This is a genomic window from Shouchella hunanensis (genome assembly GCF_028735875.1).
Classification (GTDB): domain Bacteria; phylum Bacillota; class Bacilli; order Bacillales; family Bacillaceae_D; genus Shouchella; species Shouchella hunanensis.
The window spans coordinates 378,381-393,557 of record NZ_CP117834.1 but is presented as its reverse complement, the minus strand read 5'-3'; the positions used below and the strand labels follow the sequence as shown (position 1 = coordinate 393,557).

20 protein-coding genes are annotated in these 15,177 nt (G+C 38.6%); 14 read left to right on the top strand and 6 right to left on the bottom strand.

The genetic code is table 11. The features are described 5' to 3' along the window. Window positions 1–21: 21 nt before the first annotated feature. The 3 genes from PQ477_RS02130 to PQ477_RS02120 all read left to right on the top strand — a co-directional run bounded on the left by PQ477_RS02130 (window position 22) and on the right by PQ477_RS02120 (window position 1,672). Window positions 22–516, top strand: coding sequence for a CcdC family protein (locus tag PQ477_RS02130; RefSeq protein ID WP_060703754.1), 495 nt, complete (start codon window positions 22–24; stop codon window positions 514–516). A 69-nt stretch (window positions 517–585) separates the two neighbouring features. Beyond that, window positions 586–957 carry a DUF1516 family protein gene (locus tag PQ477_RS02125; RefSeq protein WP_144559402.1) on the top strand — a complete coding sequence of 124 codons (372 nt, stop codon included), beginning with the start codon at window positions 586–588 and terminating at the stop codon, window positions 955–957. A 220-nt stretch (window positions 958–1,177) separates the two neighbouring features. Continuing rightward, on the top strand, window positions 1,178–1,672 hold the full coding sequence (locus PQ477_RS02120) for a small multi-drug export protein (protein ID WP_035393824.1): 495 nt from the start codon (window positions 1,178–1,180) through the stop codon (window positions 1,670–1,672). Between the two features lie 8 nt (window positions 1,673–1,680). Here the strand turns inward: PQ477_RS02120 and PQ477_RS02115 are convergent, their stop codons facing one another. Continuing rightward, window positions 1,681–1,824 (bottom strand): Fur-regulated basic protein FbpA, encoded by a 144-nt coding sequence (locus tag PQ477_RS02115; protein ID WP_081762049.1) that lies wholly within the window; start codon window positions 1,822–1,824, stop codon window positions 1,681–1,683. Between the two features lie 134 nt (window positions 1,825–1,958). On the opposite strand from PQ477_RS02115, the gene PQ477_RS02110 reads away from it, so the two are divergent. From PQ477_RS02110 to PQ477_RS02085, 6 genes are all read left to right on the top strand, one after another. After that, complete coding sequence (locus PQ477_RS02110; protein ID WP_052007645.1) at window positions 1,959–2,597, top strand: phosphatase PAP2 family protein; 639 nt, start codon at window positions 1,959–1,961, stop codon at window positions 2,595–2,597. A 249-nt stretch (window positions 2,598–2,846) separates the two neighbouring features. Continuing rightward, window positions 2,847–3,800, top strand: a complete 954-nt coding sequence (locus PQ477_RS02105) for an ABC transporter permease (protein ID WP_035393826.1) — start codon at window positions 2,847–2,849, stop codon at window positions 3,798–3,800. Then, window positions 3,790–4,743, top strand: a complete 954-nt coding sequence (locus PQ477_RS02100; protein WP_035393827.1) for an iron chelate uptake ABC transporter family permease subunit — start codon at window positions 3,790–3,792, stop codon at window positions 4,741–4,743. Before PQ477_RS02105 ends, PQ477_RS02100 begins: the two co-directional genes overlap by 11 nt. Next, on the top strand, window positions 4,740–5,555 hold the full coding sequence (locus PQ477_RS02095) for an iron ABC transporter ATP-binding protein (RefSeq protein WP_144559400.1): 816 nt from the start codon (window positions 4,740–4,742) through the stop codon (window positions 5,553–5,555). The genes PQ477_RS02100 and PQ477_RS02095 overlap by 4 nt, the downstream gene beginning before the upstream one ends. A 101-nt stretch (window positions 5,556–5,656) precedes the next feature. Further along, on the top strand, window positions 5,657–6,631 hold the full coding sequence (locus PQ477_RS02090; RefSeq protein ID WP_274272892.1) for a siderophore ABC transporter substrate-binding protein: 975 nt from the start codon (window positions 5,657–5,659) through the stop codon (window positions 6,629–6,631). Window positions 6,632–6,742: 111 nt separating this feature from the next. Then, the gene (locus PQ477_RS02085) at window positions 6,743–7,348 is read left to right on the top strand and encodes a restriction endonuclease (protein WP_035393829.1); all 606 of its coding nucleotides are present in this window, start codon (window positions 6,743–6,745) and stop codon (window positions 7,346–7,348) included. A gap of 1 nt (window position 7,349) precedes the next feature. On the opposite strand, the gene PQ477_RS02080 is transcribed toward PQ477_RS02085, so the two are convergent. Next, window positions 7,350–7,979: a deoxynucleoside kinase gene (locus tag PQ477_RS02080; RefSeq protein ID WP_144559398.1), complete on the bottom strand. Its 630-nt coding sequence runs from the start codon at window positions 7,977–7,979 to the stop codon at window positions 7,350–7,352. Continuing rightward, window positions 7,972–8,604 (bottom strand): deoxynucleoside kinase, encoded by a 633-nt coding sequence (locus PQ477_RS02075; RefSeq protein ID WP_035393831.1) that lies wholly within the window; start codon window positions 8,602–8,604, stop codon window positions 7,972–7,974. The genes PQ477_RS02080 and PQ477_RS02075 overlap by 8 nt, the downstream gene beginning before the upstream one ends. 148 nt (window positions 8,605–8,752) lie before the next feature. Here PQ477_RS02075 and PQ477_RS02070 point away from each other — a divergent pair, with 148 nt between their 5' ends. From PQ477_RS02070 to ytkD, 5 genes are all read left to right on the top strand, one after another. Then, entirely contained in the window at window positions 8,753–9,925 is a 1,173-nt protein-coding gene (locus PQ477_RS02070) for a MalY/PatB family protein (protein ID WP_060703761.1), read from the top strand. A gap of 34 nt (window positions 9,926–9,959) precedes the next feature. Next, the gene (locus PQ477_RS02065; protein ID WP_035393833.1) at window positions 9,960–10,160 is read left to right on the top strand and encodes a hypothetical protein; all 201 of its coding nucleotides are present in this window, start codon (window positions 9,960–9,962) and stop codon (window positions 10,158–10,160) included. Window positions 10,161–10,180: 20 nt separating this feature from the next. Continuing rightward, complete coding sequence (locus PQ477_RS02060; RefSeq protein WP_144559396.1) at window positions 10,181–10,672, top strand: YwpF-like family protein; 492 nt, start codon at window positions 10,181–10,183, stop codon at window positions 10,670–10,672. Window positions 10,673–10,696: 24 nt separating this feature from the next. Then, entirely contained in the window at window positions 10,697–11,995 is a 1,299-nt protein-coding gene (locus PQ477_RS02055) for an MFS transporter (protein WP_285892568.1), read from the top strand. Window positions 11,996–12,060: 65 nt separating this feature from the next. Continuing rightward, on the top strand, window positions 12,061–12,540 hold the full coding sequence (gene ytkD / locus PQ477_RS02050; protein ID WP_035393835.1) for an RNA deprotection pyrophosphohydrolase: 480 nt from the start codon (window positions 12,061–12,063) through the stop codon (window positions 12,538–12,540). A gap of 43 nt (window positions 12,541–12,583) precedes the next feature. Here ytkD and PQ477_RS02045 read toward each other — a convergent pair whose 3' ends face one another. The 3 genes from PQ477_RS02045 to PQ477_RS02035 are packed head-to-tail and all read right to left on the bottom strand — an operon-like array spanning window position 12,584 to window position 15,119. Further along, window positions 12,584–13,381, bottom strand: coding sequence for an ABC transporter permease (locus PQ477_RS02045; protein WP_035393838.1), 798 nt, complete (start codon window positions 13,379–13,381; stop codon window positions 12,584–12,586). Further along, window positions 13,368–14,120: an ABC transporter ATP-binding protein gene (locus PQ477_RS02040; RefSeq protein ID WP_144559393.1), complete on the bottom strand. Its 753-nt coding sequence runs from the start codon at window positions 14,118–14,120 to the stop codon at window positions 13,368–13,370. The genes PQ477_RS02045 and PQ477_RS02040 overlap by 14 nt, the downstream gene beginning before the upstream one ends. Before the next feature lie 12 nt (window positions 14,121–14,132). Continuing rightward, window positions 14,133–15,119, bottom strand: coding sequence for an ABC transporter substrate-binding protein (locus PQ477_RS02035; protein WP_144559392.1), 987 nt, complete (start codon window positions 15,117–15,119; stop codon window positions 14,133–14,135). Window positions 15,120–15,177: the final 58 nt, after the last annotated feature.

The window sequence follows — 15,177 nt, the reverse complement described above, 5'->3', positions numbered from 1 at the left end:
CCTATGTTAGGGTGATTATTTATGGAAGAAACAAACTGGATTTTAATTGTTATCCCTGTTCTCATTGCGGCTTTTATGGGAGGGGCGGCTCTCATCATTCGAATGAAAGCTGCAAAGAGACCGACATCAGCAAGACGAATTATTATTCCACCTATAGCAATGTCTACAGGCGCACTCATGTTTCTATATGAACCAACTAGACCTCCATTGTTTTACGTTATTGAAGCAATGGTTGTTGGATTTTTGTTCTCCCTCATTTTGATTTACACGTCTAAATTCGAAATTCGTGACGGAGATATATATTTAAAGCGATCGAAGGCATTTGCTTATATTCTGGTTATTCTGCTACTTGTTCGAATTGTTTTTCGATTGGTTATCGGGCAGAACATTGATCCTGCCGAGCTGTCAGGTATGTTTTTCATTTTGGCCTTCTCCATGCTCTTACCATGGAGAATTGCGATGCTAAGACGTTACGCTAAACTTAAACAAAATTTGAATCAGTACACGACTTCGTAACATTCGCATTTTGCAAACAGAGACGGTATACTAATGACAGAGAAATAATGGAAAGGAGGGTGAACAAAAATGGACTTTTTTACTGAATACTACAGTATTTTCAGAGCAACACACGAAGGTTCTTGGGCATTTCTAATTGTTCTTTTTATCGTTGCCTTTGTTTTATATAGAAGTAGAAAATTGAAAGCAGCTACAATCTTACATATGATTACAAGACTATTCTATCTCTTTATGCTTGTATCTGGTATAGCTATGTTGGTTGCGCTTAACTTTAATCTCTTCTATGTTGTAAAAGGTCTCTTAGCTGTATTAGTGATTGGGTTTATGGAAATGGCGGCTGGGAAGGCAAAGCGGAACGAAAATAGTCTTGGTTCGCTGTTTATTGTTCTCGTGTTAGCACTAGTTGTTGTGTTAATGGGATTTGGCGTCATTAATTTCTAATTAATGACGTGAGATCATGAAGCGCTTTGAGTCGGACGTCCTTCTTTTTTTGATAAAGCTACTATTCATCATTCTATTCTAGTTGCTTAGTCAATGGTCCCATTCAGTTATGACGAAGCGAATCGTTTAGCTGTGATGGAGCTTAAAAAGAAGACGCTGCTCTTGCGCTTTTTTCGTTTGTTGATTCTAGTTAATGAGACGTAAAAAGGAGAATAAGAATATGGCTGAAGTCGATTTATCCCTAATGCTCGTTTTATTCATTGGCTCGTTTATTCCATTAGTGGAATACATGATTGCAGTACCAGTAGGTGTCATTTTGATGGGAGAGCCTGTTGTCCCAGTAGTCATTATTTCCATTATCGGTAATAGCTTAGGTGTGGTTGCCATTGTTCTGTTAGGTGACAAAATTCGTTCACGCATGGTGAAGCGAGCAAAAGAAAAAGGAGAAGAAAAACCGAATAAACGGAAAGAGAAAACGCAGAAATACTTAGAGAAGTATGGTATGCCTGGAGTTGGTATTTTAGGATCTTTTTTATTAAGTAGCCATTTATCGGCTGCTACGGCTGTAGCGTTAGGTGTACCAAAAGGTCTGGCTATCTTTTGGACAGTAGTAGGGGTTGTGATTTGGGCAATTGTGTTTGGTATTGTTTCTGTTTATGCAAGTCACTGGTTTGAACCATTCTTTGGACCCCAAGCTGGAGGAAGAGTAGTGTAAATCACTCACTACTCCTTCACCCATATGGAGTAAAACCCTTTTATTTCTTCTTCACTTAACTCGAATAAGTGTCGATCATTTATTTTATAGATGCCTTGTTGTATCAGTTCGTCAATTAATTGATCGGTTTGGTTAAGTTGCTTTTCTATCATGTTGATCACTCCCAGTTTATTTATTCCACTATCTGTGGAAACTAAACGCGATTATGGAAATGATTTCAAAAGATCTTTACGTCTGAACCGCTTATGTTGTGTAGGGAACATAATGGTTTTAAGAGGAGAGTAGTATGAACCGTATTCAAAAAGCGCCGTTGCGCGTAAGTATGATATTTGTTATGGCTTTTTTCGTGGTTTTCTTGACTTACCGAACCACCATTGTAACAGCTTTTGATCGAGGCATTCTATCGTGGTTTGAACAAACTCGTACCGATGGTTTCCTTATGCTAATGGATGGCTTAGCGTTTGTTGGCTCAACGAAGATAGTCGCCATTTTAGGGATTGTGCTCATAATCTTTCTATTAGTCAGACGTTCTCCACTTAACGATGTCTATTTTTCGGCAGCGGTATTACTTACAACAGGTGTTTTAAATACTGCTGCGAAATACAGCTTTGCTCGGGTTAGACCAGAAGAATTTATGATTGTTGAACTTTCGACTTTTAGCTTTCCCAGCGGACATACAATGGGAGCTGCATCATTTTATAGCGTAGTAGCTTTTCTCATCTGGAAAAGAACCGACCGTCGATCTATTCGTTTTGCCATTAGTAGTTTCTCAATTGGCATGATTGTATTAATGGGTATATCAAGAGTATACTTAGGGGTGCATTTTCCGACAGACGTAATGGGTGGTCTCTTTCTCAGCGGCGCCATCCTATCGTTCTTTTATTGGTTTTACTATCAACGTAATGGCAGGAATTTGAATAGATGACAGTAGTTTACTCAAGGTTTCATAAGCTTTTAAAAAAGAAAAAAGAATATGGTTTTAAAAGACATAGCTTCATGTGAGCTATGTTTTTTTGTATGCACATGTAGCTGCCTTTCTAATTAATAATGATATTCTTTCTCATTTACTCTTGACTCTTACGTATGAAATGGTAGAATGAGAATGTAATTGATAATGAGTATCACTATTAACGAGAGGGAGGCACTTGCATGGTTTAATCATGTAAAGAACAGCATGAAAATAAAGATTCTCTTGCCGATTCTCATTGTGTTATCGATTAGTTCACTTTTTATTGGTGCACACGACATTTCACCACTTGATCTTTTCCGTTTAACTGATGATGAAGTCCAAACTATATTAATAAACCGAATACCAAGACTTTTGAGCATTCTCATTGTTGGCGTTAGCTTAAGTGTCTGTGGATTGATTATGCAGCAACTAACGCAGAACAAATTTGTTTCGCCTACAACTGCAGGAACCATGGATTGGGCTCGCTTAGGTATTTTAGTAGCGATGCTTGTATTTACGCAGGCAAGCACAATGGAGCGTATGCTTGTTGCATTTATCTTTGCGTTAGGTGGCACGCTGTTATTCATGAAAATTTTAGAACGAATTCGTTTTAAGAATGTGATTTTTGTGCCATTGGTAGGCTTAATGCTTGGAAGTGTTGTGAATTCTATTACGACGTTCATCGCGTATCAAAACGACTTAATTCAAACCCTCTCATCTTGGATGCAAGGAAATTTTGCTCTAGTCATTCGGGGTAATTTTGAGTTGCTTTACATAGGAATTCCATTAATGTTTATTGCGTTCCTATTTGCAAATCGCTTCACGGTTGCCGGTTTAGGGAAAGATTTCGCAACAAACTTGGGAATGAATTATAACCGAATTATGAATATCGGATTATTAATTGTTGCGATGGTAACAGCTACTGTTGTTGTTACGATTGGGTCTGTTCCCTTTTTAGGATTGATTATACCGAATATTGTATCCATCATGCGTGGAGACAATCTAAAAAATAGTTTACCGCATACGGCGTTATTTGGAGCCATTTTTCTTCTAGCATGTGATATTTTAGGTCGAATCCTTATTTATCCATACGAAATACCAATTGGTTTAATGGTTGGCGTCATTGGGAGCGGAATTTTCCTTTATTTGCTCTTAAGGAGGCCAAAATATGCGAGCTAAATGGATTTATATTGGTTTCGGTGCTGGAGCAATTGTGTTGATTTTACTCTATTTATTTTCAGGGATTTCACCTGGTGTATGGGGCTATGCCCTTCCAAGACGAGCAAAAAGTGTGCTCGCTATTATAATCGTAGGCGCAGTGATTGCTTTTTCGACATTAGTCTTCCAAACTATTACGAACAATCGGATCTTAACACCGAGCATTATTGGACTTGATTCTCTCTATGTGCTCATACAAACCATTCTAGTGTTTGTATTTGGAACGGCAGGCATTGTGGCGGTGAGTCGCTACGTGAATTACGGGTTATCCATTGTTTTTATGGTATTATTTGCACTCTTACTTTACGTTATGCTTTTTAGACGTGAACAGCAAAATCTTTACTTTTTGTTACTAGTAGGTATTGTGTTCGGAACGTTATTTTCTAGTCTATCAACGTTTATGCAAGTAATCATTGATCCGAACGATTTTTTGACGATTCAAAACCGTATGTTTGCGAGTTTTAGCAACATTCACGTAGACCTGTTGTGGATATCCGCGCTACTAATTGCGTGTACGATTCTATACATATGGCCATATTTGAAATATTTGGATGCTATTTCATTAGGGAGAGACCAAGCGATTAATTTAGGTGTTCCTTATGATAAAGCGATCCGGAAATTTTTAATTATGATTGCGATTTTTGTAGCTATATCTACGGCGCTTGTTGGCCCGATTTTGTTCTTAGGGTTACTGGTCGTTAACGTGGCTAGAGAGATGTTGCCGACTTTTAGGCATACTCATATGGCAGCAGTAAGTGCACTCGTCAGCATCATCGCTTTAGTAGGAGGAACGTTATTAGTTGAACGAGTATTTTCTTATTCTGCACCACTTAGTGTATTCATTAACTTCGTCGGTGGTATTTACTTCATTTACTTATTATTAAGGGGGACGAAAACGACATGACAACAGCATTAATTGATCGCGAAATACGGATTGATCGGAAAACGTTACCAGTGGCTATACAAGTAAACGGAGTAAGTAAATATTATGACGGAAAAAAAGTGCTAGATAACGTCAGCGTTGACGTAAAAAAAGGCACCATTACTTCCTTTATCGGACCAAATGGTGCTGGTAAAAGTACCTTGATTTCACTCATTAGCCGTATTGCTAAAAAAGACAGTGGTGAAGTCTTAATTGATGGTAAAGAAATAGAATCTTATAAAAGCAAAGATCTTGCAAAAAAGATTTCGATTTTAAAACAAGCCAATCACATTAACATTCGATTGACGATCCGTGAATTAGTGAGCTTTGGCCGATTTCCATATTCACAAAACCGGTTAACAAAAGAAGACTGGGCATATGTTGAAGATGCGATTGATTTTATGTCGCTGCGAGATATTCAAGATAAATATTTAGACCAATTAAGCGGTGGACAGCGTCAGCGAGCATATGTTGCAATGGTTCTGGCACAAGATACGGAGTACATTATTCTTGATGAGCCTTTAAACAATTTAGACATGAAGCACTCTGTTTCAATTATGAAAACACTACGGCGCTTAGTTGACGAGCGAAACAAGACCATTCTTATTGTCGTTCATGACATTAATTTTGCCTCTTGTTACTCAGATAATATTGTTGCCATGAAAAATGGTGAGATTGTTGAGGAAGGTCATTGTCACGACATCATCAATTCAGATTCACTGCGCAATATTTACGATATGGAAATTGCCATACAAGAAGTGAACTGCAATAAAATTTGCGTGTACTTTAATTAAAAGCTTTAGTAATTGAAGGAGGTGAGTGGACCGAACGTATTTAGTACATATTACGATACGATGATAAGGATAAACCAACATATCTTAGGAGGATTATATAAATGAATACATCAAGTAAGTGGTTTGTTACAGCAGGAGCAGCACTATTTTTAGCAGCATGTGGGAATGGAGATAGCGAAGAGAACACAAATAACGCTTCTTCAGGTGAAGGAAACGAAACAGAAGAGCAACAAACTGTTGAAGTAGAGACAATGAATGGCGATATGGTAGAGGTTCCGGTTAATCCAGAAAAAGTCATTTCGTTCGACCACGGTGTGACAGATTCTATCAGAGCAATTGGCGGAGACATTTCTGGTATTCCAATGGGGAGTAATGTTCCTGAATATTTGCAAGAATTAGAAAATGGTGATGTCGAGAACATTGGCTCTTTATTTGAGCCAGACTTTGAAAAGATTTACGAGATGGATCCTGACGTTATCTTTATTTCAGGACGTGCATCGGACAATTACGAAGAGTTAAGCGAAATTGCGCCAACTGTCTTTTTACAAGTAGATAATCAAAATTTCATGGAGACATTTGAAAGTAACATGAATGTTCTCGGCGAAATCTTTGATGCTTCTGAAGAAGTAGATAGCCAATTAGCCGAGATTAACAGTGTCATTGAAGAAGTTCAAGGTCGAGCAGCAGACAGTGAAGCTAATGCATTAATCGTCTCAATCGATGAGGGCTCTGCAAGTGCATATGGAATCGGCTCACGCTTTGGAATTATTCATGACGTTATGAATATTCCTGCAGCAGACGAAGATATTCCAGCTGAAGGTCATGGAAGCAATGTCTCAAACGAATACTTCTCCAAAACAAATCCTGATTACATCTTCGCTATTGACCGGGGTGCGTCAATTGGAAATTCCGCAACAGCTGATCAAGTATTAGGAAATGAAGAAGTTCAGCGTACAAACGCGTATCAAGACGACAATATTTATCAGTTAAATAGTGAAGTGTGGTATTTAAGTGGTAGTGGTCTAGAATCAGTCAAACTAATTGTTGACGAAATCAATGAAGCGTACGAACAATGAGAATCCTAAAAGAAGTGAGCACAGCTTATTGGCTGTTGCTTACTTTTTTTTGACGTGTACGTACAATTTGTGTATGCTTCCAAAGAGACGAACATAAAGGATAGAGTGAAAATGGAGTTTAACCAAATTATTAGCGTTATTGGCGTCAGTCTTATAATCATATTGACTATATGGATTTGGCAAAAAGCCTCCCATCGCAAGCAAACAGATGTTAAGAAAGTCACACTTCGGCAAATTGACCAGATGGATGGACACGCCTTTGAAGACTATATGGCTGTAGTCTATGCAGCGAGCGGATTCAGGACGTGGCAAACGAAAAAAAGCAGAGATTACGGTGCTGATTTAGTCCTAACAGATGATGAAAATGAAACTACGGTCATTCAATTAAAGCGCTATAGAGCAAATCTGGGCTTAAGTAGCGTACAAGAGATTTATGCAGCAAGAGCGTACTATCAAGCATCAAAAAGCGTTGTTCTGACAACGGCTGAAAGCGTAACAGACTCTTGTTGGCAATTAGCGGCGATGACGGACGTTCATTTTTTAGTACGTGACGATATCGAGGAAATGATTAAGCTTATTAAAAAAGACAAGTGGGAGGATGTGTACTGGCTACTAGCCACTCCGCATATCCCTGAAAAGAGCAATCGGAGCAACCAATTAGATAAGGTTGCCACCGATGGGAGAAAAATTCAGGTTGGTGATTATTTCCTTAAGTAAGTTAAAAGTACTGTTCGATTTTTTTGACGATGTCTTGAATACACGATTCATCGTTAATTAAGTCATAATCTTGAATATTAAGCTTCAACACAGGACAAGCAGTAAAAGAGGCAATCCAGTCTTGATAACGACCGTGCATTTCTTCCCAATAGGTTGTAGATGTTTGTTTCTCCATTTCTCTACCTCGACTTTGAATACGGTTGATGATGGCATCTAAATCACCGTCTATATAAATGAGAACATCTGGAGTAGGAAAATAAGGATTTAACACCATGGCTTCAAATAGGCTGGTATACGTTTCATAGTCGACTTTCGTCATCGTTCCTTTATCTGCATGCATTTTTGCGAAAATCCCCGTATCTTCATAGATAGAGCGATCTTGCACATAGCCCCCACCATCTTCTACCATTGCTTTCTGTTCTTTAAATCGTTCTGCTAAAAAATAAATTTGAAGATGAAAGCTCCACCGTTCAAAATCTGCATAAAATTTATCTAAGTATGGATTGTTGTCTACTTTTTCAAAAGATGTTTTGAATTGTAATGCGTGAGCAAGTTTTTTCGTCATTGTCGTTTTGCCAACACCTACAGTACCAGCGACTGTAATAATAGCGTTAGATGGAATATTAGTCATATTTATTCTCCTTTAGTGGGCCAAATGTAGACGTAATCTGATGAATGATTGAATAAAGGTCGTCTTGATTCATGACAAAATCAAGGTGAGTCGTATCAATGGTTAACACAGGAATGACGTCACTTATGGCTGTCATGGCTTGATCGTAGTCTTGCATTAAAGATTCAATATAAAACGGATCCATTTTTCGTTCAAACGAGCGATCTCTTTGTTTAATTCTGTGCATGATCGTATCGAAATCAGCTTTTAAATAGATAATCGCTCTTGGTTTAGGTAGCGGCTCGCTTACGATGTTGTATATACGTTTATATTGATCATACTTTTGTTCATCTAGCGTCTGATGAGCAAAAATGAGATTCTTACCTATATAATAATCGGATAAGACAGTTTGTCCTTTTTTAAGTATTTTTCCGATATCTTCTAATTGTTTCACTCGATTGCAGAGAAAAAACATTTCTGTTTGAAAGCTCCACGCATCCATATCATCATAAAATTTTTCTAAATACGGATTTTCAGCTACAATCTCGTACAATCGCTCCGTTTGATAGTGCTCGGAAAGTTTTGTTACGAGTGTGGTTTTTCCTACGCCAATCACGCCTTCAACACAGATGAATGTCCCATCCATTTACCATCACTCCTTTCTTTTGTTCTAAACGACTTTGATAGTGTATCATTTTTTAAGATGCCTGAACACCGACCGTTATCGCTGTTTATGTTACACTGTATATATAAAATAGAGTGAGTAGGAGGGAGTCTGCGTTAGCAGCAAGTAGATGAGTCATTTTAATGAAACCATTAATCGAGTTGGAACGGATTCAATGAAATGGGATGGTGCCAAAGATAGATTTGGTCAAGAGGGTTTGTTGCCACTATGGGTAGCAGACATGGACTTTAAAGCACCTCAACCTGTTATTGATGCATTAAAAGAAAAAGTAGAACATGGGGTCTATGGATATACCGCAGCTTCTCCTGCTGTAAATCAATCCATTGTTAACTGGCTTTCGAACAGGTACAACTGGACCATTCAAGAATCTGACATTGTTCATGTGACGGGTGTTGTTCCAGCTATTAGCAATTTAATTCAAACATTCAGCGAAGAAGAAGACGATATTATTATTCAGACACCTGTATATTACCCATTTTATGATGTGATTGAAAAGAATAATCGCAACGTTGTTAAAAACCCTCTGCTTTTAAAAGATGGACTGTATAAAATGGATTTCGACGGTCTTGAATCAATGATAACAGAAAAAACAAAAATGTTGATTTTGTGTCACCCGCACAATCCTGGTGGTCGAGTGTGGTCGAAAGAGGAATTAAGTAAGCTTGCATCGATTTGTCTAAAGCATAATGTATACGTCATTTCTGATGAAATCCATGCAGACTTGTTGTTTGATGGTTATAGCCACACACCGTTTGCCTCTGTAAATGAAGCGTTTGAAAATCATGTGTTTACAGCATTAGCACCAACGAAAACGTTTAATTTGGCTGGTGTTCAAGGCGCGTATGTTGTGATAAAGGATCCAGCTCTTCGACTTAAGTATCGACAAGTGCTAGCAAATACCTTCATTGGCGCGAATATGTTTTCACAAGTTGCAACGAAAGCTGCCTATGATCATGGATTGCCATGGTTAGAGGAGTTAATGAGCTATATTCAAGAGAATTATTCATTGGTGGAAGATTACATCGGTACCCATATGCCAAAGATTCAATTAATGAAACCTCAAGGTACGTATTTGTTATGGATGAATTTTGAAATGCTTGGGTTAACGGCAGAAGAACGAAAAAAATGGCTACTTGAAGAGGCAAAAGTGGCATTAAATCATGGGCCCATTTTTGGTGAGGAAGGCAAACACTACGAGCGAATGAATCTTGCTACATCAAGGGAAACCTTGATGAAGGCACTTGATCAACTTCATAAAGCTTACAATCAAAAGCAGTTTTAAGCAGGAAAGCGTTCATTTTTAGCGAAATACATGAATGGACAAGCTTGCAGGACGAATGAGTGAAGAGGAGTCGGTTAGTAAAATGATAAACCCTTCTAATTATTTGCTTGACGAACTTGAAAAGGAATGTACAGATCAGCTGCAACGAGAGCTAGTGGAAAAAGAGCGTGAGTTGCTCGAATGGGTTGTGTCAAACCACTTTCAGCAAGTGTTTAAGGAAATAAAAAGCTCATAATGTAGAAAGAGGGGCGTTTTATGAAGACGTTCAAGCTATACGCAATGCAAGTAATTGATGGGCAGCAAGGGAAGGTAACACAAGAGCCCATTCCGCTTCATGAGGGACTCATTATTAATATGGAAAATGAGGAGCATACCTGGTTTATTGATGCGGTAATTTCTAAGGAGGATGCTCGTTTATTTGAACGAGAGCAGGAAGCGGAACGTCATATTCTCGTCAGCGTTGTCATTACGAGTAAAGACAATCATCCAGCTGTTATGATTACTTCTATTGAATCGATAACGGATTTAAAAGAAGGAAAGAGCATTATTTTGAAAGGAAAGATTGTTTCAGGTCGTGACGATGTTTTAGAAGACGTATTTGAGGATATTCTAGAAGAAGGTATTCAGCGTGAATCACTTTTATCAGAATATAAAAGTCGTGTTGAAAAGCTAGATGCATACTCTGACAAAACGATTGCAGAAGTATACGATCAACTGAAGAAAAGTGAAAAATATCATCTCCACTAATAGTAAGCCTGCTATCATTTTTTGATAGCAGGCTTTTTTATTTGTGAATACGTTGTTCCTGTTTGCTCATACTACATGTATCTCATGCAAAAAAAGGGGTCTAAGAACAACGTGGAAAATTCAAAGAAAATGTGGGGATTATTATCATTGTCATCTGTACCCCTTGTCATGACATTAGGTAATTCGATGCTTATTCCTGTTCTCCCAAAAATAGGAAGCGAATTAGATGTAAGTTCTTTTATGGTAAGTCTTTTAATAACTGCTTATTCAGTAGTAGCAATTATTTTTATTCCTGTTGCAGGATATTTATCGGATCATATCGGGCGTAAACAAGTTATTATTCCAAGTTTAATCTTAGCTGGAATAGGAGGACTTGTTGCAGGGTTAGCTGCGTGGAAATTAGACCATTCTTATTGGATTATTTTTATTGGTCGATTGTTGCAGGGCATAGGTGCCGCTGGTGCAGCACCTATTGTTATGCCATTTGTTGGTGATTTGTTTAAAAAGAAACAAGAAGTGAGTGAAGGATTAGGAATAATTGAGACTTCTAATACGTTCGGAAAAGTGCTTAGTCCGATATTTGGAGCTTTATTAGCTTCAATTATTTGGTATTTACCGTTTTTTGCTTTTCCGGTCTTCTGTGCTATTTCTATTATCATGGTGTCTTACCTTATTGAAACACCTCCACAAAAAGAAAAACCTAAAAAATTTAAGCAATTTCTTAAATCAGTGAAGCAAATTTTTAAACGCGAAGGCCGTTGGTTATACACAGTCTTTATTACTGGTGGCATTCTTATGTACATTCTCTTTGGTATTCTCTTTTATTTATCTACTTTTTTAGAAGAAAGTCATCACATTCATGGCGTTAGAAAGGGAGTTATGCTTGCATTTCCTTTACTTGCGCTATGTTTAACTTCTTATGTAGCTGGAAAGGGAATTGGACAAGATCAGCTAAAAATGAAGTGGTTAACGGTTGGTGGGCTATCTCTTCTCACTCTAGCTGTGTTTGTCATTTCGTTTAATAAGGAGTTGTATATGATGTTGACAGCACTATTTGCAGCTGGTATTGGTATAGGTGCTACGCTACCAAGTTTAGATGCGTTTGTGACAGAAGGCATACCCGCAGAACAGCGAGGTTCTATTTCTTCTTTTTACAATAGTACACGGTTTATCGGTGTTGCGGCAGGTCCACCATTGTTTGCGATTTTTATGAAAGGCCATCATTTTCTAACATTTACAGGAAATGCGTTCGTGATCTTACTCACCATCTTACTTGTTTTATGGGGCATACGACCGCAAAAAAAAGGAAGGCAGACATGGTAGGATTAGAACTCAGTTGGGTTTTCCTCTATAATTTACGGTACATACTGTAAAAGTGGGAGGCTATCATGCGAACGTTTCAAGATAAAAATGGCTATACAGTCAACCTCGTACTTGGAGATGAATCGCCGTTTACATCGTCACCTAAACATGTGCTTATTATTGCGCGGCATCAAGGTTCTTGGGTTTTAACGGACCATAAAGCAAGAGGGTATGAATTTCCAGGTGGTAAAGTTGAAATGAATGAAGAGCTTGAGGCAGCGGTAAAGCGTGAACTATGGGAGGAAACAGGTGGATACGCTCAGTGGATTTCCTATATTGGTCAATATGAAGTTCAAGATCCACAAGAGGTCTTTTATAAATCAATCTATGCCGTTCAAATCAAACGGTTTGACGAAACGCCTTCTGGATTTGAAACAAATGGACGAAAGCTGATAGAAGAATTACCTATTGGAATGAAGGCAGATAATCGGTTTAGCCCCATTATGCAAGATGACGTAGTTCCACAAGCGGTTCAATACGCCATTTCAACCGGGTTATTTAACTAAAAAACGGTACTATACAAGCAAATAACGCCCTCATTGAAGGGCGCTAAATGCTATATTTCGTCATTTTTTTCTCAATGTATTCAACGAAGATATACATAAATGTGGCTAATATTGCGATAACAAGTAAACTCATGAATACAAGATTGAAGTTAAATACTTGGAAGCCATATATGATTAAATAGCCTAATCCTTGTTTTGAAACAAGGAATTCCCCGACAATGACGCCGACCCATGCAAGGCCAACATTCATTTTTAAAGTGGAAATAATGACCGGGATAGATGCAGGATAAACGACATTAAAAAAGATTTGTTTTTTTGAAGCAGAGAACGTTTGAAGCACTTTTATATAGTTTTCATCTACCTCTTTGAAAGCTGTATGAACGACCATTGTGGTAATAATAACAGAAACAAGCATTCCCATAGCGATAATGGAACCGATGTTAGGACCAATGCCAACAATTAAAATCGGTCCAATTGCTACTTTCGGCATAGAGTTAAGAATCACTAAAAAGGGATCAAGAATGGTCGATAATCGTTTTGACCACCAGAGTAAAGCAGCCAAACAGGTACCGACAATCGTTCCAAGTAAAAAGCCAACGATCGTTTCAAACATTGTTACAGACGCATGAATCCATAAAGTGCCAGCTGTTATGTGCTCATAAAGCAATGTAACAATGCGTGACGGCATACTGAATAATAAAGGATCAATCCATGCCAAGCGAGACGCAAGCTCCCATATTGCAATAAGAACGACAATGATCGTGATCTGGGTTATCCTCACAAAACGCTTTTCTTTTTTCTTTTCCAGAACAAATTGCTCATGTAATTTAGTTGGATTCAAACCGATCCAGCTCCTTCCATATTAATTGGAACTGGTCTTGAAAATCTTTATGCTGTCTACTTTCAAATGGCGTACATGCTCGAATTTCTTGAGGAATCGTAAAGACTTGAGCAACTTTACCTGGTCGAGGTGAAAAAAGAATGACACGATCGCTCATCGCAATGGCTTCACTAATATCATGAGTAACGAGAATAGCGGTTTTTTGTTCTGCTTTCAATGTGTGTGAAACTAAATCTTCTAGTTTTAACTTTGTTTGTTGATCTAATGCTGAAAAAGGCTCATCAAGAAGAATGAGAGAAGGGTCTGTTGCTAATGTACGAATTAAGGCAACACGTTGTCTCATCCCTCCAGATAAAGCTTTAGGAAGATCGAATTTCTTATCGGCCAGACCGAATCGCTCGAGCCATCGGAGTGCTTTCCGGTGAGAGACTTCATTATGGGTTCCTTGAATACGCTGCCCAAGGGTCATGTTTTTTTCGATTGTTAACCAAGGGAACAGATAGTCGTGTTGCAGCATATAGCCAATTGATTCCGTATTCTTTATATAAAGTGAACCACTGGTTTGTTCAAGTAAGCCAGCAATAATCGATAGCAGAGTTGTTTTTCCGCATCCGCTTGGGCCAATAAAGGAAACAAACTCTCCTTCTTTAATCGTTAGTGAGACATTTTCCAGGGCGGGAAAAGCGCCAGACTCGTTTACGTAGGTTAAGGAGACTGAATCAATTGATACATCCGACATGATTTTCCTCCTCTACTCCATTGACTTCGAAGCAATGGCTGTATTAACAAGTTCATCAAATGGAATATGAAGTGGGAGTTCGCCCGCTTCATCCATAATAGCAAGTAGTGTAGACCAGGCTTCCTCTGTCAATAAAGGATCCGTCGCATACGAACCCTGGTCTTTGTATCGCTCTACCGCGCTAGTGAGAATGTCTAGTTCTGTATCTTCAAAGTAGTCTTGAATAGACATGGCTATAGTGGAAGAATCTTCATTTTTTACATACTGTTGACCTTTGTAAATGGCACTGGCAAATCGTATGAGCGCTTCTTCATCTTTTTCAATCATGCTCTGTCTTGCCATAAATGACGTATAGGGAACACGACCAGATTCTGCGCCAAATGAAGCGACGACATGACCAAGACCTTCTTTCTCAAATGTAGAGGCCTGAGGTTCGAACAATTGTACGTAGTCACCTGTACCAGAAGCAAAGGCACTAGGAATGTTGCCAAAATCCACATTCTGCAAGAGTGTTAAGTCGGTTCGGGGATTTATATCATGTTGCTTTAAAACAAATTCCCCTACCATTTGTGGCATTCCACCTTTACGTTGACCTAAAAAAGTTGTTCCTTTTAGTTCGCTCCATTGAAACGAATCAACTTGGTCACGAGCAACGAGAAAAGTGCCGTCGGTTTGCGTTAATGCAGCGAAATTAATGGCTGGATCTGTTGCTTCTTGGCCAGCAACATAAATAGAGGTTTCAGACCCAACAAGTGCGATGTCGGCACCGCCAGATAACAAAGCTGTCATCGTTTTGTCGCCGCCCCACGTTGTCGTTAATTCGATGGAAAGGCCTTCTTCCTCGAAAAATCCTTCTGAGAGCGCAACATATAATGGCGCATAGAAGACAGAACGTGTGACTTCCGCGACTTCAAGCGTTTCTGTAGGGCCATCTGACTGACAGCCTACTACGAAGGCGAGTGAACAAGCGACAGATAGAAAAGCAAGCAATCGTTTCATCGTATCACTCCTTACATGTTATTGTTAGCATTAGAACAGAAAAAAGATTTTATTGTTA

Coding starts and splice junctions, on each gene's coding strand:
- PQ477_RS02130 (WP_060703754.1), top strand. CDS start 22: ATGGAAGAAACAAACTGGATTTTAATTGTTATCCCTGTTCTCATTGCG.
- PQ477_RS02125 (WP_144559402.1), top strand. CDS start 586: ATGGACTTTTTTACTGAATACTACAGTATTTTCAGAGCAACACACGAA.
- PQ477_RS02120 (WP_035393824.1), top strand. CDS start 1,178: ATGGCTGAAGTCGATTTATCCCTAATGCTCGTTTTATTCATTGGCTCG.
- PQ477_RS02115 (WP_081762049.1), bottom strand. CDS start 1,824: ATGATAGAAAAGCAACTTAACCAAACCGATCAATTAATTGACGAACTG.
- PQ477_RS02110 (WP_052007645.1), top strand. CDS start 1,959: ATGAACCGTATTCAAAAAGCGCCGTTGCGCGTAAGTATGATATTTGTT.
- PQ477_RS02105 (WP_035393826.1), top strand. CDS start 2,847: ATGAAAATAAAGATTCTCTTGCCGATTCTCATTGTGTTATCGATTAGT.
- PQ477_RS02100 (WP_035393827.1), top strand. CDS start 3,790: ATGCGAGCTAAATGGATTTATATTGGTTTCGGTGCTGGAGCAATTGTG.
- PQ477_RS02095 (WP_144559400.1), top strand. CDS start 4,740: ATGACAACAGCATTAATTGATCGCGAAATACGGATTGATCGGAAAACG.
- PQ477_RS02090 (WP_274272892.1), top strand. CDS start 5,657: ATGAATACATCAAGTAAGTGGTTTGTTACAGCAGGAGCAGCACTATTT.
- PQ477_RS02085 (WP_035393829.1), top strand. CDS start 6,743: ATGGAGTTTAACCAAATTATTAGCGTTATTGGCGTCAGTCTTATAATC.
- PQ477_RS02080 (WP_144559398.1), bottom strand. CDS start 7,979: ATGACTAATATTCCATCTAACGCTATTATTACAGTCGCTGGTACTGTA.
- PQ477_RS02075 (WP_035393831.1), bottom strand. CDS start 8,604: ATGGATGGGACATTCATCTGTGTTGAAGGCGTGATTGGCGTAGGAAAA.
- PQ477_RS02070 (WP_060703761.1), top strand. CDS start 8,753: ATGAGTCATTTTAATGAAACCATTAATCGAGTTGGAACGGATTCAATG.
- PQ477_RS02065 (WP_035393833.1), top strand. CDS start 9,960: ATGGACAAGCTTGCAGGACGAATGAGTGAAGAGGAGTCGGTTAGTAAA.
- PQ477_RS02060 (WP_144559396.1), top strand. CDS start 10,181: ATGAAGACGTTCAAGCTATACGCAATGCAAGTAATTGATGGGCAGCAA.
- ytkD (WP_035393835.1), top strand. CDS start 12,061: ATGCGAACGTTTCAAGATAAAAATGGCTATACAGTCAACCTCGTACTT.
- PQ477_RS02040 (WP_144559393.1), bottom strand. CDS start 14,120: ATGTCGGATGTATCAATTGATTCAGTCTCCTTAACCTACGTAAACGAG.
- PQ477_RS02035 (WP_144559392.1), bottom strand. CDS start 15,119: ATGAAACGATTGCTTGCTTTTCTATCTGTCGCTTGTTCACTCGCCTTC.